23 protein-coding genes and 1 pseudogene are annotated in these 26,203 nt (G+C 40.0%); 21 read left to right on the top strand and 3 right to left on the bottom strand.

Going from position 1 to position 26,203, the window contains the following annotated elements:
* Positions 1–19: 19 nt before the first annotated feature.
* From C8275_RS00930 to C8275_RS00870, 13 genes are all read left to right on the top strand, one after another.
* Complete coding sequence (locus C8275_RS00930; RefSeq protein WP_106483721.1) at positions 20–1,555, top strand: hypothetical protein; 1,536 nt, start codon at positions 20–22, stop codon at positions 1,553–1,555.
* A gap of 208 nt (positions 1,556–1,763) precedes the next feature.
* Positions 1,764–2,612, top strand: coding sequence for an SDR family NAD(P)-dependent oxidoreductase (locus C8275_RS00925; protein ID WP_106483720.1), 849 nt, complete (start codon positions 1,764–1,766; stop codon positions 2,610–2,612).
* Positions 2,605–4,359 carry a thiamine pyrophosphate-binding protein gene (locus C8275_RS00920; RefSeq protein ID WP_106483719.1) on the top strand — a complete coding sequence of 585 codons (1,755 nt, stop codon included), beginning with the start codon at positions 2,605–2,607 and terminating at the stop codon, positions 4,357–4,359. The genes C8275_RS00925 and C8275_RS00920 overlap by 8 nt, the downstream gene beginning before the upstream one ends.
* A gap of 3 nt (positions 4,360–4,362) precedes the next feature.
* Positions 4,363–5,637 carry a polysaccharide pyruvyl transferase family protein gene (locus C8275_RS00915; RefSeq protein ID WP_106483718.1) on the top strand — a complete coding sequence of 425 codons (1,275 nt, stop codon included), beginning with the start codon at positions 4,363–4,365 and terminating at the stop codon, positions 5,635–5,637.
* Between the two features lie 2 nt (positions 5,638–5,639).
* Positions 5,640–6,776 (top strand): UDP-galactopyranose mutase, encoded by a 1,137-nt coding sequence (gene glf / locus C8275_RS00910; RefSeq protein ID WP_106483717.1) that lies wholly within the window; start codon positions 5,640–5,642, stop codon positions 6,774–6,776.
* A gap of 33 nt (positions 6,777–6,809) precedes the next feature.
* Positions 6,810–8,108 carry an O-antigen polymerase gene (locus C8275_RS00905; RefSeq protein ID WP_106483716.1) on the top strand — a complete coding sequence of 433 codons (1,299 nt, stop codon included), beginning with the start codon at positions 6,810–6,812 and terminating at the stop codon, positions 8,106–8,108.
* The gene (locus C8275_RS00900) at positions 8,095–9,105 is read left to right on the top strand and encodes a glycosyltransferase family A protein (RefSeq protein ID WP_106483715.1); all 1,011 of its coding nucleotides are present in this window, start codon (positions 8,095–8,097) and stop codon (positions 9,103–9,105) included. Before C8275_RS00905 ends, C8275_RS00900 begins: the two co-directional genes overlap by 14 nt.
* Positions 9,106–9,108: 3 nt before the next feature.
* A complete protein-coding gene (locus C8275_RS00895) occupies positions 9,109–10,236 on the top strand; it encodes a glycosyltransferase family 1 protein (RefSeq protein ID WP_106483714.1) in 1,128 nt (375 codons plus the stop codon).
* 818 nt (positions 10,237–11,054) lie between these two features.
* Positions 11,055–12,113, top strand: coding sequence for a glycosyltransferase family 1 protein (locus C8275_RS00890; protein WP_106483713.1), 1,059 nt, complete (start codon positions 11,055–11,057; stop codon positions 12,111–12,113).
* A 21-nt stretch (positions 12,114–12,134) separates the two neighbouring features.
* Positions 12,135–13,202, top strand: coding sequence for a dehydrogenase (locus tag C8275_RS00885; protein ID WP_106483712.1), 1,068 nt, complete (start codon positions 12,135–12,137; stop codon positions 13,200–13,202).
* A gap of 11 nt (positions 13,203–13,213) precedes the next feature.
* Positions 13,214–13,852 (top strand): SIS domain-containing protein, encoded by a 639-nt coding sequence (locus tag C8275_RS00880; protein WP_106483711.1) that lies wholly within the window; start codon positions 13,214–13,216, stop codon positions 13,850–13,852.
* A 33-nt stretch (positions 13,853–13,885) separates the two neighbouring features.
* Positions 13,886–15,193 carry an HAD-IIIA family hydrolase gene (locus C8275_RS00875; RefSeq protein WP_106483710.1) on the top strand — a complete coding sequence of 436 codons (1,308 nt, stop codon included), beginning with the start codon at positions 13,886–13,888 and terminating at the stop codon, positions 15,191–15,193.
* A gap of 1 nt (position 15,194) precedes the next feature.
* Positions 15,195–16,322, top strand: a complete 1,128-nt coding sequence (locus C8275_RS00870) for a glycosyltransferase (RefSeq protein WP_106483709.1) — start codon at positions 15,195–15,197, stop codon at positions 16,320–16,322.
* 422 nt (positions 16,323–16,744) lie between these two features.
* Here the strand turns inward: C8275_RS00870 and C8275_RS00865 are convergent, their stop codons facing one another.
* From C8275_RS00865 to C8275_RS00855, 3 genes are all read right to left on the bottom strand, one after another.
* Positions 16,745–18,310 (bottom strand): IS66 family transposase, encoded by a 1,566-nt coding sequence (locus C8275_RS00865; protein ID WP_106483708.1) that lies wholly within the window; start codon positions 18,308–18,310, stop codon positions 16,745–16,747.
* Between the two features lie 77 nt (positions 18,311–18,387).
* Positions 18,388–18,735 (bottom strand): IS66 family insertion sequence element accessory protein TnpB, encoded by a 348-nt coding sequence (gene tnpB, locus C8275_RS00860; protein ID WP_225231003.1) that lies wholly within the window; start codon positions 18,733–18,735, stop codon positions 18,388–18,390.
* Between the two features lie 7 nt (positions 18,736–18,742).
* Positions 18,743–19,120, bottom strand: coding sequence for a hypothetical protein (locus C8275_RS00855; protein ID WP_234395676.1), 378 nt, complete (start codon positions 19,118–19,120; stop codon positions 18,743–18,745).
* Positions 19,121–19,436: 316 nt separating this feature from the next.
* Between C8275_RS00855 and C8275_RS14540 the strand changes: the two genes are divergently transcribed.
* The 8 genes and pseudogenes from C8275_RS14540 to C8275_RS00820 all read left to right on the top strand — a co-directional run bounded on the left by C8275_RS14540 (position 19,437) and on the right by C8275_RS00820 (position 26,189).
* Positions 19,437–20,012 (top strand): hypothetical protein, encoded by a 576-nt coding sequence (locus C8275_RS14540; RefSeq protein ID WP_199881835.1) that lies wholly within the window; start codon positions 19,437–19,439, stop codon positions 20,010–20,012.
* Positions 20,013–20,064: 52 nt separating this feature from the next.
* Positions 20,065–20,559, top strand: a pseudogene (locus tag C8275_RS00850) (glycosyltransferase); the annotation flags it as partial.
* Between the two features lie 243 nt (positions 20,560–20,802).
* The gene (locus tag C8275_RS00845) at positions 20,803–21,300 is read left to right on the top strand and encodes an HU family DNA-binding protein (protein ID WP_106483706.1); all 498 of its coding nucleotides are present in this window, start codon (positions 20,803–20,805) and stop codon (positions 21,298–21,300) included.
* A 243-nt stretch (positions 21,301–21,543) separates the two neighbouring features.
* A complete protein-coding gene (locus C8275_RS00840) occupies positions 21,544–22,305 on the top strand; it encodes a hypothetical protein (RefSeq protein ID WP_106483705.1) in 762 nt (253 codons plus the stop codon).
* Between the two features lie 322 nt (positions 22,306–22,627).
* Entirely contained in the window at positions 22,628–23,536 is a 909-nt protein-coding gene (gene rfbA / locus C8275_RS00835) for a glucose-1-phosphate thymidylyltransferase RfbA (protein WP_022384901.1), read from the top strand.
* Between the two features lie 4 nt (positions 23,537–23,540).
* Positions 23,541–24,095, top strand: coding sequence for a dTDP-4-dehydrorhamnose 3,5-epimerase (rfbC, locus tag C8275_RS00830; RefSeq protein ID WP_022384900.1), 555 nt, complete (start codon positions 23,541–23,543; stop codon positions 24,093–24,095).
* Positions 24,096–24,116: 21 nt separating this feature from the next.
* Positions 24,117–25,028: a dTDP-4-dehydrorhamnose reductase gene (gene rfbD, locus C8275_RS00825; RefSeq protein ID WP_106483704.1), complete on the top strand. Its 912-nt coding sequence runs from the start codon at positions 24,117–24,119 to the stop codon at positions 25,026–25,028.
* Between the two features lie 21 nt (positions 25,029–25,049).
* Positions 25,050–26,189, top strand: a complete 1,140-nt coding sequence (locus C8275_RS00820) for a dTDP-glucose 4,6-dehydratase (protein WP_022384898.1) — start codon at positions 25,050–25,052, stop codon at positions 26,187–26,189.
* The last annotated feature ends 14 nt before the right edge of the window (positions 26,190–26,203 follow it).

Here is a 26,203-nt window from a genome sequence, read left to right as displayed (position 1 = left end):
GACGTAACAGGTGTATGTGATGGTGAACGTTGCGGAGAATAACAAGCGGATTGCTAAGAATACGCTGCTGCTGTATGTGCGGACGCTATTCATTATGGCGATAACGCTCTATACGAGTCGCGTCATCCTGAATGCACTAGGCGTGGGGGATTATGGTATTTACAATGTCGTGGGCGGTGTTGTGGCCATGTTCTCCCTACTTTCAGGCTCTTTATCCAATGCGATAAGTCGCTTCATTACATTTGAGCTTGGACGTGGTGACATCAAGCGGCTTGGTCTGATTTTCTCGACAAGTGTCAACATACAGTTGGGGTTGTCGCTGTTGATAATGATTCTTGGTGCAGTAGTCGGTGGTTGGTTTCTGAATACGCAGATGAACATACCAGAGGGGCGGATGACGGCAGCCAACTGGGTGCTTTATTGCTCGCTGTTGATGTTCTGCATCAATCTTGTAAGTATTCCGTACAACGCCTGCATCATTGCTCACGAACGTATGGCAGCTTTTGCATACGTTAGCATACTTGAGGCTTCATTGAAACTGCTAATATGTTATCTGATAGTGGTCTCACCTTTTGATAAGCTGATTTCCTATGCCATACTCCTTGTTATTGTCGCTTTGATCATACGTATCGTTTACGGTGTTTACTGCAACCGGCATTTTGAAGAATGCCATTATCGATTCGTTTACGATCGTTCCTTATTGAAACAGATGGGCAGTTTTGCAGGATGGCAATTCCTGTCTAATGGTTGTTGGCTGTTCAATACACAGGGAGTGAATATTCTTATAAACATGTTCTTTGGCGTGACGCTGAATGCGGCCCGAGGAGTTGCCACACAGGTTGACGGAGCAATACAGCAGTTCGTCAACAATTTCATGACTGCTGTAAACCCGCAGATAACAAAAGATTATGCTGCGGGGAGGATCAAAGAGATGTTTACCCTCGTTTGCCGTGGTGCTAAATTCTCCTATTTCTTGCTAATGCTATTCGCCATTCCTGTCATGCTCGAAACTGAATATGTTTTGACACTATGGCTGAAAACTGTTCCTGACCATACCGTGGTGTTTCTTCGACTCACCATTATAGGCTCGATGCTGAATATGCTCGGTGGAACAGGTCTTACAGCCTGTATGGCAACAGGTAATATCAAACGCTATTCAATTTGGATTTCCAGTGTAGGCGTATTAGTCTTTCCACTTACTTGGGTTGCTTTTGAGTGTGGTCTACCTGCTGAGAGTACATATATTGTCTTCATTATGGTTTATATAGGAGTAAACATTGTCAGGCTGTATATAATGAAAGGATTGTTGCATTTTCCTCCAGCTCTGTTTGTCAGAAAGGTGGTTATTCCAATGTTTATTGTCACTCCGATCGCTGTCATTTTGCCGTTCGTCGTGGTAAATTCGTTCTCTCCGTCGTTTTGGCGTTTATGCTTGACTGTTGTTGTCTCTTTGATTTCTTCATTAATAACCATTTTTCTTATCGGCCTTACAGACAGTGAGCGTAAAGCCGTGACAAAGAAAGTACTTGATCTTCATCATAAATTTGCGCATTAACCAGTTTGTATCTTATTCGCATTCCTTTGCGATACTTCTATAAATGGCTGATTTAAGATAGAATGAAAGTATATGATGTTGGGTGTGTAAAGGATTTTGTTCTACAGCCTGATAAGATGTCTTGTATAATGTGAAATGGTGTGTGGCAAGTAAGTTGGTAAGATTTTGAAACCAAATCATATAAATTTACAATTCAACTACTGCGAATATGGGCATAAAGAAATATGTAAAAAGAGTTGGACGGTATCTGTTGAAAGGTATACCCGAAAATCATATAACAACAAATATCGTGACCATTGCTCCCAATGAACTTTTAAAAGGAAGAAAAATTATATTAACAGGTGGTGGTCGTGGATTAGGCTATGCAATGGCCAAGAAATTTACAGAAGAAGGTGCGCTTGTTTTAATAGCAGGACGTAATGAAGACGTTTTAAAACAAAGTGCCAAACAGATTAATTGCAAATATCAGGTCTTAGATATGCGCGATGTAGATTCATTTCAAGCCTTTATAGATAAATCAAAAGTGTTACTCGGAGGATTTGATAGTCTTGTTTGTAATGCAGGAATATCTTTGCACGAAAAGGATTTTTTTCATGTAACTGAAGGAAGTTTTAAGGAGCAATTTGATACGAATTTGCGAAGTAATATTTTTCTCACACAGAAATTTATTAGTTCTATACTACCAGAAAAAATTGAAGCTAATATACTTTTCATTTCTTCTGAAGTTGGCGAATTAGCAGATAACAGACCATATGGATGGACAAAAGCTGCGCTAAATAGTTTTGTCAGAGGTTTGGCTTCAAATTTTGCAGAAAGTGGAATTCGCATAAATGCCATATCTCCAGGAATAACATGCTCTGATATGACAGGTCTGCATTCTGATGGAAACCTTTATATTCCGACAAATGCAACTAAACGGGCTTATCTTCCTGAAGAAATAGCTGAAGTTGCAACGTTTTTGCTTTCAGATTGTTCGAAATGTATTTCTGGTCAAATTATAGTTTGTAATAATGGAAAGACGATTTATACAAGAGAAAAAATAGAGAAACATGGATAATATATATTACACCGATGAGAGAAACGCTCAAATCGTAATCTCTCTCCTTAAGGCAAATAATATAAGGTATGTTGTTACTTCCCCAGGCACAACCCATATGTGTTTTGTTGGAAGCATTCAGCATGACCCGTTTTTTAAGGTATTCTCATGCGTTGATGAGCGATCTGCTGCTTACATGGCATGTGGCATGGCAGAGGAAAGTGGAGAGCCCGTGGTCATCACCTGTACAGGTGCTACAGCATCACGAAACTACTATTCAGCTTTGACAGAGGCTTATTACCGTAAATTGCCTATTATTGTTATTACTGCACATCAGGGAACAGATCGGATTGGACATTTGTTGGAACAGAACATAGACCGTCGGAGGATACCTTATGATATAGCAAAACTGAATGTAGAGGCTGTTTATGTCAAGGATGAGAGAGATGAGCATTATTGTACCATTGAGGTTAACAAAGCTATATTGGAATGTAAGCGACATGGTGGCGGTCCCGTACACATCAATCTTTTTACAAGATACAGCAGAAACTTCATGGTAAAGGAGCTTCCACCAGTACAGATCATAAGAAGATATACAGCATTTGACATGCTTCCTGAATTACCTGCTGGCAGAATAGCTGTTTTTGTTGGTGCCCATAGACTTTTTAGTAAAAAGGAGACGCAAGCGATTGACGATTTTTGTGCAACTCACGACGCAGTAGTATTCTGTGATCACACAAGCGGGTATAATGGTGCTTACAAGGTACAGTCTGCTTTGTGTCTTGGTCAACAGTTTACCGAATTTGATGTAGCAAATATTGACTTGTTGATACATATAGGAGAAGTCTCAGGCGATGCAACTTCACGAAAGTTTAATTGCAAGGAAGTTTGGCGTGTTAACTGTGATGGTGAGATAAGGGATACTTTTGGACGTTTGTCTTTGGTATTTGAAATGCCTGAGCGTTATTTTTTTGAACAATATTCACAGCCTGGTGCAGAAAATCACTCTTATTACGATGCTTGCATTTCGTTATATAAAAATATCATTTCTGCTTTGCCGGAATTACCACTAAGTACTATTTGGATTGCCCAGCAAGTTGCGGGAGGTCTTCCGAAAGGTTGCAATTTCCACATGGGCATTTGGAGCTCATTACGGGCTATGAATTATTTTGAAGTTTCCGAGACAAAGGGTAATTGCAATGTAGGCGGTTTTGGAATTGACGGTTGCCTGAGTACGATGATCGGCGCATCTTTATGTAATCCCGATAGATTGTATATCGCAATGCTTGGAGATTTAGCTTTTTTCTATGATATGAATGTGTTGGGGAACAGACATATAGGTGATAATGTGCGAATAATACTTGTAAATAATGGACAGGGAAATGAGATGAGATACAGCTTCTCTCCTGCAACGTCTTTAGGGAAAGACGGTAAACTGTATATGGCTGCATCTGGGCATTTCGGAAGGCAGTCCAAGTCACTTGTTAAACATTACGCAGAAGATCTCGGATATGAATATTTTTCAGCGTCTACAAAGGAGGAATTTCTGAAATATAAGAAACATGTATTGTCAGAAAAGCATTTTGATAGACCGATGATTTTTGAGGTTTTTGTAGCTGGTGAGGAAGATGAAGAAGAAGCCTATCAGCTGATAACCTCAATAGATAAGGATAAAGCTGTAGTGTTTAAAAAGAATCTGAAAACAGCTGTAACCTCTATTGTTGGCGAAAAAGGGAAGAGATTTATCAAGTCAATTCTGAAAAAATAAAGTATGAAGATAAAACTGGTAACTTTTGCTCCACATCCCAACTTTGGTACCTGTTTGCAGAGCTACGCTCTCAATTATGTGTTACGTAAGATGGGGCATGACGTAGAGTTCATATACAACGGACGTGAGACCCCGCCGCCGACTTTCAGGCATTACATTTTTGCCGTGCTGAAGCGCATCATGAGGCTATTTTTGTCTAGAGAGCAAATCAGTAGGTTGGCAGAGAGAAAGAATATGATCATACGGAATGTGCAGAATGGCAGTGATGTGCCGGTAATTCTCATGTTACCCAACCGCTATATTCTTTCTTTCTTGAGTAAATGTCCGGGATATGAATACTTTGTGAAGAAATGGTATTACGGCAATCTGCAGAAGCAGAAAGTTTATAAGTTTACTTTTTGTGATGGCAACTTCAATATGCGTCGTCTTTTCACTCATGCAGACTATAAGAAGGTTGTGGCAGAGGCTGACCTTTTTATCACGGGCAGCGACCAAATATGGAATCCATTCTGTGGAGGTTATAACCCGATGATGTTCCTTGAATTTGTAACAGATGGCACGAAGTGTGTAGCCTATTCGTCAAGTATGTCACAGCCGGAAATCCATCCGATGGTGAGAGATAGGATGAGGAATGCCCTAAGTAAGTTCTCTCACATAGCTGTGAGAGAAAAGCGGTCTGTAGAGCTGATACGTAAGTTGCTTCATCGTGATGATATTAAGTTGGTGGTTGATCCCACTTATTTACTCTCGGCTAAGGAGTGGGAGGAATTTGGAAACAAGGCTGAGATAGAGTTCCAAGTCCCCGACAAATACATCTTCTGTTATTTCGTTGGCGACAAGAGGGCAGATGTTTATGAACAGATGGTACAGGATGTGAAGCGGTTCACCGGTATTGATAAGGTTATCACTCTTGAATGCTACAATAGAACAAGAGTTTATGGTGATGGAATTACTTACCAGGATGCCGGTCCTTATGAGTGGGTGTACTTGTTACGCCATGCCTCTTACGTTTGTATGGATTCGTTTCATGCAACAGTATTTGCGCTGAAATTTCAAAAGGAGTTTGTTCATGCGATGAAGAATGCCGATACGGAAATAGGATCGCAGAATACCCGTATGTATGACATCCTTTTGCGTTACGGTATTCTCTACAAAAATTACAAAGGTAGTGGTGATACTGATTGGCAACGGCACATAGATTATAAACGTATTAATCCTTTGATTGAGAGTGAAATAATGGATTCTATTGATTGCTTAAAATACGAAATAGAGAATTGACTATGGAGAAAAAATACGATTATCTTATAGTGGGATCTGGATTATTTGGAGCCACATTTGCATATTTTGCAAGAAAGCAGGGCAAGAAGTGCCTCGTCATAGATAAGCGACCGTATCTAGGTGGTAATATCTATTGTGAGAATGTTGAGGGCATAAATGTTCATAAATATGGTGCGCACATATTTCATACCTCAAACAGAGAGGTGTGGAATTTGGTCAATTCAATTGTTGAGTTTAATCGTTATACTAATTCACCAGTTGCAAATTATAAAGGTATGCTCTACAACTTACCTTTTAACATGAATACATTTTACCAGATGTGGGGAGTCATAACTCCTGAAGAAGCCCAGGCTAAGATAGAAGAGCAAAAAGCCGAAGCTATTTCTAGAATGAAAGCAGATGGTGTTACAGAACCACGCAATCTCGAAGAACAAGCTCAAGTACTTATCGGAAAGGATATATATGAACGCTTGATAAAAGGCTACACCGAGAAGCAATGGGGGCGCAAATGTACAGAACTGCCAGCATTTATTATTAAGCGTCTGCCTGTACGCTTCGTGTTTGACAACAACTATTTTAATGATAAATATCAGGGTATTCCAATAGGTGGTTACAACCGATTGATTATCGGACTACTTGACGGTGTTGAGACGAAGACAAATGTAGACTTTTTCGTGAATAGAGCTTATTGGGAAAGTCTTGCTGATAAAATAGTATTTACAGGTAAGATTGATGAGTTTTATGGCTATTGTTTCGGCAAATTGAATTATCGTACCGTGCGCTTTGAACAGGAGATCATTGAATCTTCTAATTATCAAGGTAATGCAGTGGTAAATTATACTGAACTTGAAGTCCCCTATACTCGTATAATCGAACACAAGCATTTTGAGATGTTCGGGCAGGCTGTTTATGATAATCCAAAGACTGTAATTTCTAAGGAATATTCTACAGAATGGTGCGATGGCATGGAGCCTTATTATCCAGTAAATGATGAAATGAACAATACCCTTTATGCCAAATATAAAGCTCTTGCCGATGTAGAGGAGAATGTAATCTTCGGAGGACGATTAGCTGAATATAAGTATTATGATATGGCACCTATCATAGAAAAAGTAATGCAAACGATGGCTAATATATAATTCAAAGGTGTGTTCCTTATAACAATTATCTAAATGTTATTTTTATTAGACATATTACTATCTATTAATTTGTGGATAGCATATAAATATTTTAAGAATCTAGCGTCCCCACCAATACTTATGGGGGCTGGTATGTTAGCTGCCTCTTTAATGGCTACATCGTATTATACAGAATGGAGAATGGACAAAATGCTTCCCATATCTGTAGTAATTCTTGGAGGTGGAACTCTTTTTTTTACATTTTGTTGCATGATACTCTGTCGACCAAATAAACCTGTGAAGCATAAAAGAATAAATGAAGAGATAAAATTCCCCATACAAAAAATAAGGATCTTCATATTGTTGTCCATCGCAATTGGCTTTTTGGGGATTCTTTTAAAAATATATTATTTAAAGCAAGCATTTGGTTCTTTGAGCTTTTCTGAACTTATAATAGCGCGAAGAATGGATGAATGGAATGGAACAAATGACTTCAATTTACCTTCGTTTGTTCGACAATTTGGTAGTTACACAACCGTTGTATCCAATTTTACAATATGGTTGCTTGCTTTGATGTTCAGTTATCAAACTAAGGGTTTGCAACAAATAAAAAAGATTCTCCTAATACATATTTCTGTAATATTTATAGATGGTATGCTGAGTGGCTCTAAAGCGCCGATACTCAATATGTTTATGCAGTTTGGTATTTTCTTCTTATTTGATTATTACGCATTAAAAGGTAATTATCAAATATCAAGAAAAGTATATGTACGCCTATTATTGATACTCTTCATCTTGGCTTTTTCATTCAGAGGATTAAGTCTATTGATAGGGAGAGATGTAGAGAATAGAACGAACTCAGATTTATTAGCAGAATATTGTGGAGCAGAAATTAAAAACTTTGATATTTTTATGCACGCATCCAACATTTCTTATTCTCAGAGGTGGGGTGAACATACTTTTTATTCCTTTTACAAGGACGTTGATCCTAATTTTAGTATACAGCCTGGTGAATTTCAGTATGTTGGTAATAATAGCTTAGGAAATGTTTATACTCAATATAGGCCTTTTTATGAGGATTGGGGAATGCTGGGTATTTTCGTTATGAATTTTATCTTGGCTTTGATCTCGATGTTCTTTTATAAGAAATCAGAAGATGTCATAAAATCACCATTTATTCTTAATGTAAATTTGTTAATATACACATCAATGGCTATGAGTATTTTTATGGCATTCTTTTCAAGTAAATTTACTGAATCAATAATGAGACTAGGTTGGTTAAGGAGTGTAATTTATTTATTGATAATGGTTTGGTTTCTTAAAAAATATGTATTGAGATATGGAAAATCATAGAATCGAAAAAGTGTTAACTATTATTGTCCCGGTCTATAATATGGAGTTATATTTAGACAGGTGTCTAGCCTCATTAATTATTTCAGATAATGATTTATTTAATGCACTTCAGGTTATAATTATAAATGATGGAAGCAAAGATAAGTCATTAGATATAGCATTAAGATATGTAAATAGATATCCAAATGTATTTGAGGTCGTAGATAAACCTAATGGAAATTATGGATCTTGCATAAATAAAGGACTAACTATTGCTAAAGGAAGGTATTTTAGAATTCTTGATGCGGATGACTGGTTTGATACAAATCAACTATCATTATTTATTAATACAATCGTAAATTTGAGTGATGAGCTTGATGTATTGATCACAAATTATACAATACAAGGGAAAGGTTTGCATAATATTAAAATGCAAAACCTTCAATATGGTAAGAAATATTTGGCTGATGATTTAAATTTTGCGAGTACACAAAATGCATTAATGCTGAGAATGCATGCGATGACATTTAGAACAGAATTACTTCGTGACTGTAATCTGAAACTTCAAGAAGGAATCAGCTATACTGACGCTGAGTACTGTTATTATCCATATGTAAAATCGCATTCGATTAGCTTTTATGACATTAATTTATATCAATATTTTATAGGACGGGAAGGACAAACAGTGTCAAAAGATAGTGTGAGAAGAAATTTTGACAGTTTTTATAAAGTAGGAAAAAGAATGCTTGATGATTTTATATCAGGTAGTTACCCTAAAAATAACAAACGTATATCAACGATAAACTTTATATCCAATTCTTTATTCAATATTTACTGTGTTTATTTGGTATATCTTACTAAGAGCTCAAAAGAGCAAATAAATATGGTAAATGAAATCGATTCTTTAGTACGAATGGATACTGATCTGAATAAAAAAGTTCTAAAATTCACTTATAAAAAAATACCGTTTGTTTTCTTATGGAGATATTTTGGTTTTAAACTTTCTATTCTATTTTGATATATGAATATTGTTGTTGATTGTCGAGCATTTACTAAGCGAGCTACAGGAATTGCAACATATGCAATAGACGCAATTAGAGCTATCTGTAGTTATGCACCAGAATTACATTTGATATTGGTAAGTCCAACTTCTTTTCATGAAAGCATTACAGGACTACCTGTAGATAAATTGGATATAATTATAGATCCTGTTCTTAGGAAAATAAAAGTTCCAAACCTTATATGGTATCATTTCTATCTACCGAAGATTATAAGAAAATTAAGACCTGATATTGTTTGGTCTCCTATGTCAGAAGTCCCATTATTGCCTATAGGGAAAACAAAAAAAATGATAACTGTCCATGATGTTGTTAATAAGGAGTATAAGAGTACAATGTTGTGGAAAAACAGATGGTTTGCATTACCATTCGTGAATTATTCCATTAAAAAAGCAGATCTAATTTGGTGTAATTCAAATTATACACATAGCAAGTTAAATTTGTATTATCCAAATAGGAAGCAACAAGATGTTGTCATCGGAGACTCCTGTAGCACGAAATTTCGAAAAATACAGGTATCAATAAAACAAAAGAATGAAATATATAAAAAATATGCAATTGAAAAAGGTTTTATTTTGTTTGTCGGTACTATTGAACCTAGAAAAAATTTATCTTTTTTATTGCATATTATACCTGAAATATATAAAAGGACCGGTTATAAATTACTGATAGTTGGTGCTAAGGGCTGGCAGAGTTCTAATCTTTCTTCTATTATAAATGCATCAGACTATCCTAGAGAAGCAGTTTGTTTTACTCAATACATTGGGTCTGAAGAACTAATTGTTCTATATAATTTAGCAAATCTATATATTTCAACTGCTTTAAATGAAGGCTTTGGAATGCCGCAATTGGAGGCGATGGCTTGTGGATGCCCAGTTGTTAGTCCACATAATTCAGCGATGATTGAGGTCGTTGAAAAAAGAGGCTTAACGATTAAAGGTTGGGATAAAAAGAATTGGGTTAATCAAATATGTGGTTTACTTGAAGACATGAAAAAAATAGAAGCAATGAAAAATCCTGATATTTCCGAATACAACTGGCAAGATATAATAGAAAGGGTTAGGCATTACATAGAAGAAAAGAGTAAGTAATTGATAAAACGAAGACTATCTTGACGCAGGCTCATGCTGAATATAGATTTTTTGTTCGATGATTTTAAAAAGTATGCTCGAATGTCTGAAAAATTAAATGTTTGCGATTGTTCAATTCCTATATACAATTAGAATAGGATAGTAAAAGTATAAAAAGAGGGGCTGTCCTCTATATTGCAAATAAAGAAATGTTGTGAAGGATTTTTTAATACAACGCAATTAAATTTATTATATTAAGGGCATAGGCACTTTAATATCATCATTGTTGACAAACTCATCATAGGAATGAACTCACAGATTGATTGTTTAATTTTACAAATGAGTGGCTTGGCTTATGCTATGCATGGCGGAAAAGCTGCAAATCACCTTTAGAACAAGACTACCTCTATCCAATCTATAGAAGATAAATATTGCAAACCCATACTTGGTAGGTATATCGCGCAAAGATGGCTTAAAGCACCTGTTTGATAAGACTGGAAACATAACAATAGGAGAGAATAGTATGCTGTCTGAAAGCGATTCGCAAATATGGACACACGGATTTTATTTTAGCAAATCGGGCGATTAAAGGTCAAAGTCGATAGTGATTTGAGTATAGGTCATAATTGTTATATACTAGCCTGCTGCGTGGTATTGTCTAGTGTAAAAATTGGTAATACCATTGCAATAGATACTAACATTTGACTATCTAAATCTAATATCAATCAAGAACTTTATATTAGCCAGCCATTGAGATACATTACATTAGACTACGGCAAGGCCTTTAAATAACTACCCACAAGAATCGAAACTATTAATCACATAAATGTATACGAAAAATGATAGCAATAAACGCAAGATTTCTGACCCAGGAGATAACTGGTGTGCAAAGGTTTGCTTTAGAAATCTCGTTGAGATTAAAAGAATTGTTGGGTGATGAGGTGGTGTTTCTCACACCGTCCAATATAATCCAAATAGAATATGCACAAAGGTTAGACGCTAAGGTAATCGGAGTACATAAAGGGCATGTATGGGAACAATGGGATTTACCAAATTTCTTGAATAAAAACGGCAGCCCTTTATTACTCTGTCTATGTAATACTGCTCCTCTGTACTACAAGAACAAAATAATAACAATTCATGATGTCGCCTTTAAAGCCTATCCTCAAACTTTTAGCAAGGCATTTCTGTATTGTTATAAATTCATGATTCCTAGAATAATAAAATCCGCTTTGAAGATTATAACTGTCAGCCAATTCTCAAAAGATGAAATCATAAAATATTATGGAACAGAAGAACGGAAAATTAAAGTAGTATATCCTGCTGTGGCCAATAATTTTCATATAGAAGAAGATACTAATTTGAAAAAAGAAAAATATCTTCTGGCTGTTTCATCCCTTAACTATAGAAAAAACTTTATTTCGATTCTAAAAGCATTCGATATCTTTGAGAAGAAGCGTTCAGATATCTCTCTATACATAATAGGAGACTTAAGTAATGGGAGCTTTAAAAATATTGATATATCGAAATATAAAAGCAATCCTAGAATAAAGTTTCTTGGACGAGTATCCGATGAGCAACTCGTGAAGTATTATAGTAATGCCTTAGCTTTTGTTTTTACTAGTATTTATGAAGGCTTTGGAATTCCTCCTCTTGAAGCCCAGGCCTGTGGATGTCCTATTTTAGTCAGCAGTATTCCTCCACTTCATGAAATTATAGGAAATAGTGGAATGTTTTGCGACCCATACAATTCTCAAAATATAGCCAATTGTATGAGTGAAATTTTAAATAATCCTAATGGTTTAGAAAAGAAAGGATTTGAAAATGCAAAACGCTTTTCTTTTACGATAAGTGCTAAACAAGTTTATAATATCATTATTCAATATCTTAATATTTAATTTCCAACTAAAATTACATTTATGATTATAAGAAGTAAAGCACCGCTCCGTCTTGGTTTAGCCGGAGGAGGTTCAGATGTTTCGCCATACAGCGACATCTATGGAGGTTTGATTTTGAATGCGACAATTAATTTGTATGCATATTGTACTATTGAGGAGACTGATAATAACATGATAACTATCAATGCACTTGATGCTGATTGCAATAAGAGCTATCCAAAGGCTAAAAGCTTGGAAATAGATGGCGAGGCAAGTCTTATCAAGGGGGTATATAATCGTGTTGTAAGGGACTTTAGTGTGGAAGAAAAGTCTTTCAAGATTACAACTTACAATGATGCTCCTGCTGGTTCTGGATTGGGGACATCTTCAACAATGGTGGTTTGTATCTTGAAATGTTTTGTAGAATGGCTTGGTTTACCACTTGGTGATTACGAGATCTCTCGTCTTGCTTATGAGATTGAGCGTAAAGACTTGGGGCTTTCAGGTGGAAAACAAGATCAATATGCTGCAGCTTTCGGTGGTTTTAACTATATGGAGTTCTTACAGAATGATATAGTTATAGTGAATCCACTAAAGATAAAACGTTGGATAATTGATGAGTTGGAATCAAGTATGTTGCTATATTTTACGGGTAAAAGTCGTAGTAGTGCTGCTATCATTGAGGAGCAAAAGGCGAATACATCCAAAGGTGATAATGATGCTGTAGAAGCAATGCATAAGATAAAGCAGAGTGCTAAAGATATGAAGCTCGCAGTCTTGAAGGGTGATATCGAAGGCTTTGCTGAGATTCTTCGTGAAGGATGGGCTAACAAGAAAAAATTGGCAAATAATGTAACTAATCCAATAATTCAGGAGGCTATGGATGTAGCAATGGCTGCCGGTGCCAAAGCTGGAAAGGTAAGTGGTGCTGGTGGTGGAGGATTCATCATGTTTGTGGTGGAACCAACTCTTAAAAAGGCCGTTGAAGAGGCTTTGAAAAAGCTTGATGGTTTCGTTATGCCATTTCAGTTTTCTGATGGTGGTGCACATGGTTGGAAAATCTATCCGACAGATAATGTGAAAGCCTTGAATAATATTCAATACAAATAAAGTATAAACAGATGAAAAAACATATTGATATTTTGGTGCAGCGTTATCCACAGTTGGAAAGTTGCCAAGAAGACATTTTAAAAGCTTATCAAATATTAGAGGAGGCTTATTCTGCTGGTCGCAAGTTGCTTGTTGCAGGTAATGGTGGTTCTGCTTCCGACTCAGAACATATTGTAGGTGAGCTGATGAAAGAATTTAAACTGAAGCGAAAGATTTATGCAGCACAAATAGACCGACTAATGAAGATTGATGCGGAAATGGGAGCTGTATTAGCAGACCATCTACAAGGCACATTACCTGCAATTTCATTAGTGGGTGAACCTTCTTTGACTACAGCATTCATGAATGATGCTGTACCTGTGTTGATTTTCGCTCAACAAGTGAATGGTTTGGGGCGTGCTGGAGATGTTTTCTTAGGTATCTCTACTTCCGGTAATAGCAAAAACGTGCTTTATGCAGCTGTTGCTGCTAAATCGAAAGGATTGAAAATCATTGGGCTAACAGGTCAGAATGAAAATAGACTAGATGCATTCACAGATGTATGTATTCATGTACCAGAGACTGAAACTTACAAGATTCAGGAACTTCACATGCCTGTATATCACTGTTTGTGTTTGATGTTGGAAGAGAAATTCTTTGGTAATTTGTAATACCCCTAAACATTATTTTTTAACGGTAAATTTATGAAAGTTGTAATTATGGCAGGTGGCAAGGGTACTCGTATTGCTTCTGTGAGAAATGATGTGCCTAAGCCTATGATTCAGATATGCGGCAAACCTATTTTGGAGTATCAAATTGATAATTTGAGGGCTTGTAATTTAACAGACATCATTCTTGTAATAGGTTATCTTGGTGATAAAATCAAGGACTATTTCGGCGATGGAAGAAAGTTTGGCGTTAATATTGAATATTTTGTAGAGGACTATCCATTGGGAACAGCTGGTGCCTTATTTAAAATGCCTCAGTTAATAGATGATTTTTTACTTCTCTGCGGAGATGTAATTGTTGATATTGATTTTAATCGTTTTATTACTTTCCATAAAGAACATAGGGCATTGGCAAGTTTGATGGCTCATCCTAATGGACATCCATACGATAGTTCTCTATTGGTAACGGAGATTACTGTGCCCGAAACAGTTGGCGGTATGCCTAGGGATACACATCGTGTTATACGTTGGATGTCGAAGGAAGACGAACGTACTTATTACAAGAACCTTGTCAATGCTGGTATAGAATTGATTTCTCCTGAACTTTTAAAGGAGACGATGAAGAGTTTTGTGCCTCGACATCCAGAAACTCCCGACAAGATAGATCTTGATCGTGATGTGTTAAAGCCAAATATTTCGAGCGGTAGGATTTTTGTTTACAATACGCCGGAGTATATTAAGGATATGGGTACTCCTGATAGATTATATGAAACGGAAAAGGACATCAAGAGTGGAAAAGTACATGCTCGTAATTTGCAGAATAAACAAAAGGCAATCTTTTTAGACCGAGATGGTACGATCAACAAGATGGTTGGTTTTGTAACCAAATTGGAACAGTTTGAACTGATAAAAGGGGCAGCTGAGGCAATCAAGCTAATTAACAAAAGTGGTTATTTAGCTATTGTTGTGACAAATCAGCCAGTCATTGCTCGTGGCGATTGTACTTTTGAGGAGCTGCAGGCAATTCACGATAAGATGGAGACGGAGCTTGGTAAGGCAGGTGCTTTTGTGGATGGTATTTATGTTTGCCCTCATCATACAGACAAGGGTTTTGAGGGTGAAAGACTTGAGTACAAGTGCATCTGTGATTGTCGTAAGCCAAAGCCTGGGCTTCTGCTGCAAGCTGCTAAGGATTTTAATATAGACTTGTCTGAGTCGTACATAATTGGAGACAGTTATCGAGATATAGAAGCTGGTGAGAATGCAGGTGTAAAGAAGTGTATACAGGTAGAAGGGAATAAAGCAAATGGGTTGTTGGATGCTGTAAAGAATATTGTTGATTAAGATGAAAATAATGCATATATCCAAGTATTACTATCCTTACATAGGAGGGATAGAGAATACTTGCAAATATTTAGCAGATAGCTTTGCTCAGTCGAATGAGGTAGTAGTCATTTGTTTCAATGAGGGGAGGGATAATCTTATAGAAATAGTTGATGGAGTGAAGGTGTATAGAGTGGGAACTTGGATAGAGATAGCTAGACAAGCTTTGTCCTTTGCATATTTTTCTATTCTCAAGAAAGTAATTAAGGATTTTGAGCCGGACATTATCCATTTCCATTGGGCGAATCCTTTTCCTGCAGCTGTTTTGTTGTCAATACTGCCTAAAAATGTGAAGCTGGTAGTGCATTGGCATATGGATATTGTAAAGCAAAAGAAAATATATCCTTTTATCAAACCTTTTGAAACAGCTTTGTTGAAAAGAGCGGATAGAATAATGGTAACTAGTCCTAATTACCGTGATGGTTCTAAGCCGTTGCAGTCGTTCAAGGATAAAGTTGACATCGTGCAAAGTGCTATTGAGGAGGAACTTTTTAAGAGGCAAGATGGGGATGATAAGAATATTAAAAGGATTCGTGCGAAATACGATTATAAGCCGATTATCTTCTTCGTTGGCAGGCATATTCAGTATAAGGGCCTATTTCATCTGTTGGAAGCTGAAAAACATGTTCGATCAGAGTGTGTATTTGTGATTGCTGGTAAAGGACCATTAACAAAAGAGCTGATGGCATCATGCTCTTCTGATAGGGTGAAGTTTATTGGAAAAATTTCTAATGATGATTTGCGTTGTTATCTCTATGCTTCGAGAGTTTTGGCTTTCCCTAGTATTACAAAAAATGAGGCTTTTGGTTTGTCTTTGGTGCAGGGAATGTACTGTAAACTTCCCGCTGTTACTTTCACGATAGAAGGAAGTGGCGTCAACTGGGTATCTATTAATAAAAAAACTTGTTTGGAGGTTGCTAATGGTGATGTTAAAGCTTATGCACAAGCTATAGATCAATTGGTCTCTGATGATGCATTACATCATGAGCTAGGAGAAGCGGGATATGAACGGGTAAAAAAACTTTTTGTGCTACCAAAGGAAATAGAGGCTTGTAAAGAGTGTTACGAGAAGGCTTTTTGTAATTTATGACGGTGCGTATATGACAATATCCTAAATCGCAGATTACGGAAGAATGTTTGCCTTCTACTAGGTTCACAGTTTAGGCTTAGTAAGGGAGTTTAATAGTTTGGAATTTTTTCCGGTTGTTCGCTGGCTTGGCGGGTAACTTTTATTACTTGAAGGTAATAATTCTAGATATTTGTGTGCTAAATAAAAATGGGAAGAAATAATTCATTAGATTGTTTGAAATACGTTCTGATTGTATTAGTTGTTATTGGTCACTTTATAGAGCCGAGTAGATATAGCAATGAATATTCCTGTTGCTTGTATAGTATTATTTATTCATTTCATATGCCATTATTTATTTGTAAGCATTCGGTAAACCACGTTGCAAATTTTGTGAATTAGTTCCGAATCGGTGCTATTCGTAGTCGATTCGGAACTAATAGTATCTATTCGGAACAAGTTTGATTGGATTTTGCCCAATTACGTGGTAGAAGTTCTTCCATATTCTTCTCATCCCTCTCATAATATGGAATTTTGCTCAGGACATCTTCCATCCAGATTCTAGGGTCTACTTCTGCTGATTTGTAGGTGGCAATCAGTGAGTACACGATTGCAGCCCTGTATGCGGATGCGTCGTTGCCGCAGAACAGATAGTTCTTTCTTCCCAAAGCCAAAGGTCTTATGGCATTTTCTATGCGGTTGTCATCAATTTCGATTCTTCCGTCGTTTACGTATCTGGAAAGTCTTGGAAGGAGCGTGTAAGTATATTCGATGGCTTTACCCATACGGCTTTTAGGAAGTACTCTAAGATAAGCATCCTGCAGCCACTTTTCAAATTCAAGTATCAGCGGATAGGACTCATGGATACGTTTTTCCTTACGCTCTTCAGTAGTGAGCCCTGCATCATTGGCATCAGACTCTATCTTGTACAACTTGCCGATGTAGTGAATCGCCTGTGTAGCCAGGGTCCTGTTCTCTTCCAGAGCATCCACGTATTTTCTTCTGACATGTGCCCAGCAGCCGGCCAGAGTAATTCCTTTCATCTGCTCAAACTGTTCGTAAGCTGCATAGCCGTCACATTGCACAATGCCACGGCAGCATCCCAGCAGTTCACGGGCTACCATGCCCGAACGGCTGCCACGGTCATAATGGAACATGACGTCCCCCGTGATGCCGTCGCGTACGCACCACTCATACCCCTTTTTCGCCTTATGTTTCTCATTGTCCAGCACAGGAATGACACTCTCGTCCACTTGTATATACTCACTGGAGAGTATCTTCTGTTTGAGCAGGTTGTACAGAAGCCTGAGTTTCTCCACCGCCATTTCATACCATCCGCACATGGTAGATTCGCTTATGATGATTCCTGATTCGCGATACTGCTGTATCAGACGGTAGAACGGGAGATGATACATGAACTTGCCGATGATAATGTCCGTCAGGACCGAGGCGCCTGCCATACATTTGCTGACCGGGATAAGAGGAAGAGGATGAATCAGAATCTGCCTTTCCTCGGGATATTTCTCCATATCGGATTTTCTTATCACTTTGTGACGGACGGTCTTCAGGATATATACTTTTGCCGGAACACGCTCCAGGCGTGAACTCTCTTCCTTTCCGATTTCAATGAAATCATCCTTAAGCCTGCCTTCCCCGTCAGTTGTTCCTTCGGGGTAAAGATCAACAACTTCTACCGGAAGAGAAGATGTATCCAAGGGCTTGCGGGACGGCTTCTCCTTGACTTTTATGGTTCTGGTGATTTCTTCATCGCTTTTGCGGACTTCATCCTCCATCCGGGATATTTCCATGGAGGACATTTCTTCTTTTGAGAACAGAAACAACTGGTTGGGATCAAGCGGAAGATTTTTTTCGCTCATCCGTCCGAAGACTTTTTTCCGGAGCCAGTACAGCGACTGCTCCAGCGAAGCAACCCTGCTGATAAGCGCCGCTTTATCCTGGCGGAGCTTATCAACCTCTTCCAATAAGGCTTTTTCCTGTTCTTCCGTAAGCATCTGTATCTCATTGTTTCACAATGTAAATATACTAAAATCCAATGACATACAAAAGCAAACAGAGTAAGAAAACGACACTATTTTCGAAGTTTCTGCAGGTTTTCAAGTCTCGTGCGACGGGAGTCGCGGGCTTCCATGATACCCTCCACTATCATGACAAGTTCCCGCCATTCTATATTTGCACAGACCTCATTGTCGTTGACAGAATCAGGCTTGCCTAAGGTACCGGCTTCCAGAAGTTTGGAATACAGCACCATGCCGCCCGGCTCCCAATGCAGGAGCTTTATGCGGTCACGGGCACGGTTTATGAAGATATACACATTGCCGCTGCAGGGGTCCTGACCCATGGCGTCGGTGATGATACCGCTGAGAGTATGAAAGCTTTTGCGCATATCAGTAGGGCGGTTATACAACAGATAGCGCATACTGTCATTAAGGCTGAACATGGCTGCAGGCCTGGATGATTGAATGCAGTTCCTTGTCGTTCAGTTCACCGCAGATACGTATGGCACTACCGGCCGGGGTACGTATTTCTATCTCTTTCAATCCGCTTGGCGTGGCCGGTATACTTTTCTGTTTACGTCCGCTCGTTCCGGCAAATGAAGGAACCGGAACAAAAGATCCGCTGTGCGGAAGCTCGATAAACTCACCTTGAGCCGTTTTACCAGATGATTGCTCGGCGGCATAACGGGATTTGCTGTCATAAAACCGCCATACAGGGATATTGAGTTCCTCCAGTCTTGACTTATAAGTCATTTTGTGCTCTTTGCAGTAGTTCATTATCTCTACCACTTCTTCTCGTGTCATCATAACTTGGCTTTTTGGACGTAAAGTTAATGATGGAAGTTGGAGACGAAAATACGTGGTTTACCGAATGCTTACATTTATTTGGCTTAATGGATATTTCTATAAGCAACGTACATTGAAGGAAGAATTTCATAAATGTATGCCTTTGCTTGAAACTTGTCTATTACTGCACTTTGCAATGATGGTCCTTAGAGACGGTTTTTCAATTAAAGGTATCTTTTCTTTTGGAAACGAACCATCTTGGTACCTTTTTAGTTTGATATTTTGGAGAATGCTGTCATCATATTGGTTTGATAAGTGTGGAGTAAAACGGATATTTATGTTCAGCATAATATTGGAAATAGTGACATTTGTATGTATTCCAAAATATGGTGGATTTTTGTCTATAATGCGAACAATACAATATTATCCATTCTTCTTAGCAGGATATTTGATGAAGGATAAACTGATATTAATAAAGTCTCACAAATACTCAGTTTCTGTTTTGGGAATACTTTCTATGATTGTTATAGTATTAACATCAAATAGGCTACAACACTTAGTCTTATTCCAACGTGATGGTCTATTAGAATTAACAACTAACGCAAATGATATGGGTTATCTATTAACATTTGTGTACAGGTATGCTATTATCACTTGTTCTATTTTAGTTAGTGCCTTTGTTTTGTTACTCTCCTGTTATAATATAATTATTAATAATATTGCATACTTAGGCAGGGGCACTTTATTCATATACTTTGGACAAACAATATTATATCCATTCGCAAATAGATTTTTTCCTGAGTTGATATCTTCACTATTAGCATCATTTGTTGCTGTCGTTATTCTGTCATATTTTTCTATGAAACCTATTTCAAAATATTTTATGAATCCTATAACAGTATATTTAACGTGAGCTCAATAAAGAAAAATAGTAAGTTGTCTGCCCCTCTTTGATCAAACAGACGTTAATGGCGATAGAGGGGTATCTCCACTCTGTTGAGAATGGGCGCCGTCCGTTGATAGTGGTAGGGAAAACCAATACGCCCCATGGTAAGGAACTGGTGGAAAAGTATGGGCATGAGAAAGGGGTAAGGTTCGTCGGAGGAATCTATGACTTTAAGAAGCTGGATTCGGTGCGCCATTTCTCACGGGCTTATTTTCATGGACACAGTGTGGGGGGAACAAACCCTTCGCTGCTGGAGGCAATGGCTGCGGGGTGTTTCGTCCTGGCACACGATAATATCTTCAATCGGGCAGTGCTGAAAGGTAATGCCCTCTATTATCCGTCGGCAGAGAAGGTGACGGAATACTTTAATGATATGGACGCCATTGTGGAAAAGAACAAGAAAACATGTACGGACAACAATATAGAGGTAATCCGGAATGAATATTCTTGGGAACACCTGGTCGATGAACACGAAAAATATTTCAAGTGGCTCTTGGAGCAATTTGTTGATTAGTTAGTTATCAAGGGTTGTGAACGCAAGTGTGAACGCAAACGGTGCATTTTGCTTGTCGGAGAATATAGCCGGGGCTATCTTTGCAATGTGATTCAACGACGGACGGACATCCCGGGTAACGGACGGAAGAGAATCGCGAAAGAATTCACGAATGTCTAACCCATTCAAGTGTCGCATACGCTCCGCTTCTTGTCAATGACAGGGACGGGCTGACGAAGGCTGAATGACTAATCAAAAAGTAACATGGCTATAATTTATAAGGTAAAGCAAGCAAGTAAGGCAAACAAAGAAGGTAAGAAACTCTATCATCCGTCTACCGTTCACATCGGTCTCGTGACTACTGCCCAGATGGCAAAAGAAGTGGCGGAGTATTCTTCGCTCACGGCCGGTGATGTGAAAAATACCATCGACAACCTCATCACCGTCATGCAGAAGCACCTGGCTTCCTCTGAGGTAGTGGAACTCGACGGCATCGGGACGTTCCGCATCCGTCTGAAATCACAGGGCAAAGGGGTGGAGAACCCGGATGAGGTCTCTCCCAAACAGGCTGTCCCCAAGTTGTATTTCCATAGGGCTGCTGAACGCAACATCACCCGTAGCACTTCGCTGTGGGGACTGCTCGGAAGAATGGAGTATAAGAGCATCAAGCAGTTGCGGGGAAGCAAGTCTGTTCAGGTTATTCCCGACCCGAAACCGGACACGGACGGCGAAGAGAATGGGGATACGGACCACGGAGTCTGACCCTGGATTCCGGACCGGTGGTCTGCTGACTTGGGGGTAAGCCTCCACCAGCCATCAGATGCCGGGCAGGATTGAGAACCGGAAACATAGGAATAGTGACTGTTACTAAGAATCAACTAGTAACAGTCGCTATTGTTTAATTCCAATGAGCATTGGGCTTTGAGATTGTCTTGATAGCAATATTTTGAATAGAAAAGGAAGTGGTATTTCCTTTAGTGTTCAGAATATTGCTATATTTGTGGTATGGATAGAAATGAAATTTCATTAAGAATTATTGGTAAGAACGGAGACGAGTCTCTTTCTCCTGCCAATTTTGACATCAGGCAAATTCGATTCTTGCTTGATGAAGTGGAGAATTTGCTTTATCCAGACAGAAAGAAACGCAAGGATCGTCCTACTATTTCTTATGAGATGAAGGAAGGCTCTGTGCTCAATGTCTTTAGAACATCTCTGCAAAGCGTCCTCTTGGTCTCTGCCATGCTTGGTGTTATTGAACAAGAAAATGGCTCTATTGATAAATTGGAAGTGGCAAGTGCGCAAGCGATAGAAAATCTTCAGTCTTTTGCATTGCGTTATAACTATGATATAGAAATAGGTACTTCTGACAAGCCACAACGTTTCTTTCGGATTACTCCAACCACACATTATGTTCGCCATGAAAATATCATGGTGGATATAGAGTGCTATTATTATGGAACCTTGACAGATGCAGGTGGAAAGGACAAGGCTAATATTCATTTGGATACGAAGGATGTTGGCTCCTTGACGATTCGGGCAGATAAGAAATATTTAGCCGGGTATCAGGGAAATCCTCTCTATAAAAATTTTGGTGTGCGAGTACGTGCTAAGAAGAATATCCTTACAGGGGACATTGACAAATCAACCTTGGTGTTGGTGGAACTGATGGATTACCAGCCAAAGTTTGACGAAGATTATCTTATGGACCTGATTCACAAAGCTACTCCTAAGTGGAAGGATATAAATCCTGATGAGTGGTTGACATAAATACTCCTCATTATACATTCTTCGGAGAACTTGATTTTGAGGGATAAAAAGTAACTTCAATAGTGAATGCTGCTAATAATCAAATAGCAAGAGTCGCTATTATTCAACCCCAGCCAATCATTCGACCATTCAAAATCCTCTTCCGTTCCAAGGGAGCAGGCTCTGAGAACATCTTGTGCACCGTGCTTGTATCTTTTTCTCGTGTTGCAAGGACGGGGAAAACATCTAATCAAAGTCCAATGAACAATCTTGGTTTAATTTTGTGGAATATCGTCCTGTGATGTAGAAGTTAAGTTTAACAATAATCAAAAAACAACTATACATGAAGGGAATCGTTCTCGCCGGTGGTAGTGGTACAAGACTGTACCCGATCACCAAGGGAGTCAGCAAGCAGCTGATACCCATCTTTGACAAACCGATGATTTACTATCCTATTTCCGTGCTGATGCTTGCAGGCATCAGGGAGATACTTATTATCTCGACGCCTTATGACCTGCCGAGCTTTAAGCGTCTGTTGGGAGACGGCAGCCAGTTCGGGGTGAGATTTGAGTACGCAGAGCAACCTTCTCCGGACGGACTGGCGCAAGCGTTTATCATCGGTGAGAAGTTCATTGGAGATGATTGTGCCTGCCTGGTGCTTGGCGACAACATCTTCCATGGAGTCGGACTCAATAGTCTGTTGAGGCAGGCTGTGCTGGATGCGGAAGTGAATGGGAAGGCTACGGTATTCGGCTATCGGGTGAGTGACCCGGAGCGATACGGAGTGGCAGAGTTTGATAAGGCGGGCAACTGCCTGAGCATCGAGGAGAAACCTGAGCACCCGAAGAGTAACTATGCGGTTGTCGGCTTGTATTTCTATCCGAACAAGGTGGTTGAGGTTGCGAAACATATCAAGCCGTCTGCGCGTGGAGAGCTGGAGATAACCACCGTCAATCAGCAATTTCTGAAAGACAAGGAGCTGAAAGTGCAGACGATGGCACGAGGCTTTGCGTGGCTTGATACCGGGACGCATGACTCCCTCTCGGAGGCATCGACCTTCATCGAAGTGCTGGAGAAGCGTCAAGGACTGAAAGTGGCCTGCCTCGAAGGGATTGCTTACCGCAAGGGCTGGATCACGAAGGAGACATTGCGCGAGGTGGCGCAGCCGATGCTGAAAAATGATTATGGCAAGTACATACTTTCTCTGCTGGATGAGAAGGAAGATGCTTTGGAAAAGGACTTGGAATATTAGAAAAATGGAAGTAATAAAGACAGAGATAGACGGAGTGGTCATCATAGAACCACGTATATTTAAGGATGCCAGGGGCTACTTCTTTGAGAGCTTCTCTCAGAAGGAGTTTGACGAGAAGGTCGGGCATGTGGATTTTGTGCAGGACAATGAAAGTATGTCGTCGTACGGCGTCATGAGGGGATTGCACTTCCAGCGTCCTCCCTTTACCCAGGCAAAACTGGTGAGATGTGTCAGGGGGAAGGTACTGGATGTGGCTGTGGACATACGTAAGGGATCGCCGACGTACGGGAAGCATGTGGCGGTGGAATTGACCGAGGACAATCATCGGCAGTTCTTTATCCCGAAGGGGTTTGCACATGGTTTTGCCGTGCTGAGTGAAACGGCGGTGTTCCAGTACAAGTGTGACGAGTTTTATCACCCGGAAGCGGATGGTGGCATCAGTATCCTGGATGGCAGCCTTGGAATAGACTGGCGCATCCCGACGGAACGTGCCATACTCAGTGAAAAGGATACGAAGCATCCGCTGTTGAGTCACTTTGATTCCCCTTTTGTCTTCTGAACATTTAAATCCTGACAACAGATGAATATACTTATAACAGGTGCAAACGGACAGCTCGGCCATGAAATGCGTCTCGTGAGCAGGAACTCGAAAGACAATTATCTGTTTACCGATGTGGTCCCGGCTGAAGGCGTGGAGACGGTCCTCCTCGACATGACGGATGCTGATGCCGTAAGGGCGTTGGTCGGTGCGAACGACATCCGCTGTATTGTGAATTGTGCGGCCTATACCAATGTGGACAAGGCGGAGAGTGATGAGCAGCTCTGTCACAGACTGAATGCTGAGGCTCCGAAGATATTGGCGGAGGTGATGAAGGAGGTGGACGGACTACTGGTGCAGATATCGACCGATTATGTGTTTGGGGGTGACCCTTACAATACACCTTGCCGTGAGGAGCAGTCGGGTACACCGACCGGTGTTTACGGCAAGACCAAGCTGGAAGGTGAAAGGAACATACAGGCTGTCGGATGTGATCATGTCATCATCCGTACGGCATGGCTGTATTCAGAGTTCGGTCGTAACTTTGTGAAGACCATGCTGGGGCTGACGGCGACGAAGCCGAGGCTGAATGTGGTCTTTGATCAGGTGGGGACTCCGACTTATGCGTATGATCTCGCCCGGGCGATAGAGACGGTCCTGGAAGACTATGAGCGCGAGAACCCTCATGGGAGGTACAGCAAGACAGGTATTTATCATTTCAGCAATGAAGGTGTCTGTTCCTGGTACGACTTCACCAAGAAGATTGCAGAGCTGGCAGGACATACAGCATGTGACATAGAGCCTTGTCACAGTGATGAGTTCCCCAGTCCGGTGAAGCGTCCCGCCTATTCGGTCCTGGACAAGACGAAAATCAAGCAGACGTTCGGCATCAAAGTGCCGTACTGGACAGATTCATTGACAGTCTGCATGGAGAATATGAAAGCAATGCGATAACAGTCAAAACACAAGAGTGATATGAATTTCAAACGCAACATTATGATAACGGGGGGAGCAGGTTTTATTGGTTCCCATGTGGTACGCCTGTTCGTGAACAAGTATCCGGATTATAGAATCATAAACCTGGACAAGCTGACCTATGCCGGTAACCTCGCAAACCTGAAAGACATCGAGGACCGGGAGAATTATGTGTTTGTCAAGGCTGATATCTGTGACTATGAGACGATAAAGGGGCTGATGGCGGAATATGATATCGACGGAATCATCCATCTTGCGGCTGAGAGCCATGTGGACCGCTCGATAAAGGACCCGTTCACGTTCGCTCATACAAACGTGATGGGTACATTGACATTGCTACAGGCTGCAAAGGAATATTGGGAGAGTAAGCCCGAAGGTTATGAGGGCAAACGCTTTTACCACATTTCCACCGATGAGGTGTATGGGGCGCTGGAGCTGACCCATCCCGAAGGGGTTGAGTCTCCGTTTACGACAAAGGCCAGTTCGGAGCATCACCATGCCTATGGCACGGAATTCTTCCTCGAAGAAACGAAGTACAATCCGCATTCACCTTATTCGGCATCAAAGGCAAGCTCTGACCATTTTGTAAGGGCTTTCCATGACACCTACGGGATGCCGACCATCGTGACCAACTGTTCGAATAACTACGGACCTTACCAGTTCCCCGAGAAGCTGATACCTCTATTCATCAACAATATCCGACACAAGAAGCCGTTGCCTGTCTATGGAAAAGGCGAGAACGTCAGAGATTGGCTTTATGTGGAAGACCATGCAAGGGCCATCGACCTCATTTTCCACAAAGGCCGAATCGCGGATACTTATAACATCGGTGGTTTTAACGAATGGAAGAACATTGATATTATCAAGGTTGTCATCAGGACGGTTGACCGCCTCTTGGGTCGCAAGGAAGGCGAGGATATGGACCTGATAACCTACGTGACTGACCGTAAGGGGCATGACATGCGCTATGCCATTGACTCCCGGAAGCTTCAGCGCGAGCTTGGCTGGGAACCAAGCCTGCAATTCGAAGAGGGGATAGAAAAGACCGTCCGTTGGTACCTGGAGCATCAGGACTGGATGGACAATGTGACCAGTGGTGACTACCAAAAGTATTATGATGAGATGTACCGGAACAGATAAATGATATTGCAGGA

Source organism: Bacteroides sp. Marseille-P3684 (assembly GCF_900291465.1).
Taxonomy (GTDB): domain Bacteria; phylum Bacteroidota; class Bacteroidia; order Bacteroidales; family Bacteroidaceae; genus Phocaeicola_A.
This window is presented reverse-complemented; position numbering and strand designations above follow the sequence as displayed.

Coding starts and splice junctions, on each gene's coding strand:
- C8275_RS00930 (WP_106483721.1), top strand. CDS start 20: ATGGTGAACGTTGCGGAGAATAACAAGCGGATTGCTAAGAATACGCTG.
- C8275_RS00925 (WP_106483720.1), top strand. CDS start 1,764: ATGGGCATAAAGAAATATGTAAAAAGAGTTGGACGGTATCTGTTGAAA.
- C8275_RS00920 (WP_106483719.1), top strand. CDS start 2,605: ATGGATAATATATATTACACCGATGAGAGAAACGCTCAAATCGTAATC.
- C8275_RS00915 (WP_106483718.1), top strand. CDS start 4,363: ATGAAGATAAAACTGGTAACTTTTGCTCCACATCCCAACTTTGGTACC.
- glf (WP_106483717.1), top strand. CDS start 5,640: ATGGAGAAAAAATACGATTATCTTATAGTGGGATCTGGATTATTTGGA.
- C8275_RS00905 (WP_106483716.1), top strand. CDS start 6,810: ATGTTATTTTTATTAGACATATTACTATCTATTAATTTGTGGATAGCA.
- C8275_RS00900 (WP_106483715.1), top strand. CDS start 8,095: ATGGAAAATCATAGAATCGAAAAAGTGTTAACTATTATTGTCCCGGTC.
- C8275_RS00895 (WP_106483714.1), top strand. CDS start 9,109: ATGAATATTGTTGTTGATTGTCGAGCATTTACTAAGCGAGCTACAGGA.
- C8275_RS00890 (WP_106483713.1), top strand. CDS start 11,055: ATGATAGCAATAAACGCAAGATTTCTGACCCAGGAGATAACTGGTGTG.
- C8275_RS00885 (WP_106483712.1), top strand. CDS start 12,135: ATGATTATAAGAAGTAAAGCACCGCTCCGTCTTGGTTTAGCCGGAGGA.
- C8275_RS00880 (WP_106483711.1), top strand. CDS start 13,214: ATGAAAAAACATATTGATATTTTGGTGCAGCGTTATCCACAGTTGGAA.
- C8275_RS00875 (WP_106483710.1), top strand. CDS start 13,886: ATGAAAGTTGTAATTATGGCAGGTGGCAAGGGTACTCGTATTGCTTCT.
- C8275_RS00870 (WP_106483709.1), top strand. CDS start 15,195: ATGAAAATAATGCATATATCCAAGTATTACTATCCTTACATAGGAGGG.
- C8275_RS00865 (WP_106483708.1), bottom strand. CDS start 18,310: ATGCTTACGGAAGAACAGGAAAAAGCCTTATTGGAAGAGGTTGATAAG.
- tnpB (WP_225231003.1), bottom strand. CDS start 18,735: ATGCGCTATCTGTTGTATAACCGCCCTACTGATATGCGCAAAAGCTTT.
- C8275_RS00855 (WP_234395676.1), bottom strand. CDS start 19,120: ATGATGACACGAGAAGAAGTGGTAGAGATAATGAACTACTGCAAAGAG.
- C8275_RS14540 (WP_199881835.1), top strand. CDS start 19,437: ATGTTCAGCATAATATTGGAAATAGTGACATTTGTATGTATTCCAAAA.
- C8275_RS00845 (WP_106483706.1), top strand. CDS start 20,803: ATGGCTATAATTTATAAGGTAAAGCAAGCAAGTAAGGCAAACAAAGAA.
- C8275_RS00840 (WP_106483705.1), top strand. CDS start 21,544: ATGGATAGAAATGAAATTTCATTAAGAATTATTGGTAAGAACGGAGAC.
- rfbA (WP_022384901.1), top strand. CDS start 22,628: ATGAAGGGAATCGTTCTCGCCGGTGGTAGTGGTACAAGACTGTACCCG.
- rfbC (WP_022384900.1), top strand. CDS start 23,541: ATGGAAGTAATAAAGACAGAGATAGACGGAGTGGTCATCATAGAACCA.
- rfbD (WP_106483704.1), top strand. CDS start 24,117: ATGAATATACTTATAACAGGTGCAAACGGACAGCTCGGCCATGAAATG.
- C8275_RS00820 (WP_022384898.1), top strand. CDS start 25,050: ATGAATTTCAAACGCAACATTATGATAACGGGGGGAGCAGGTTTTATT.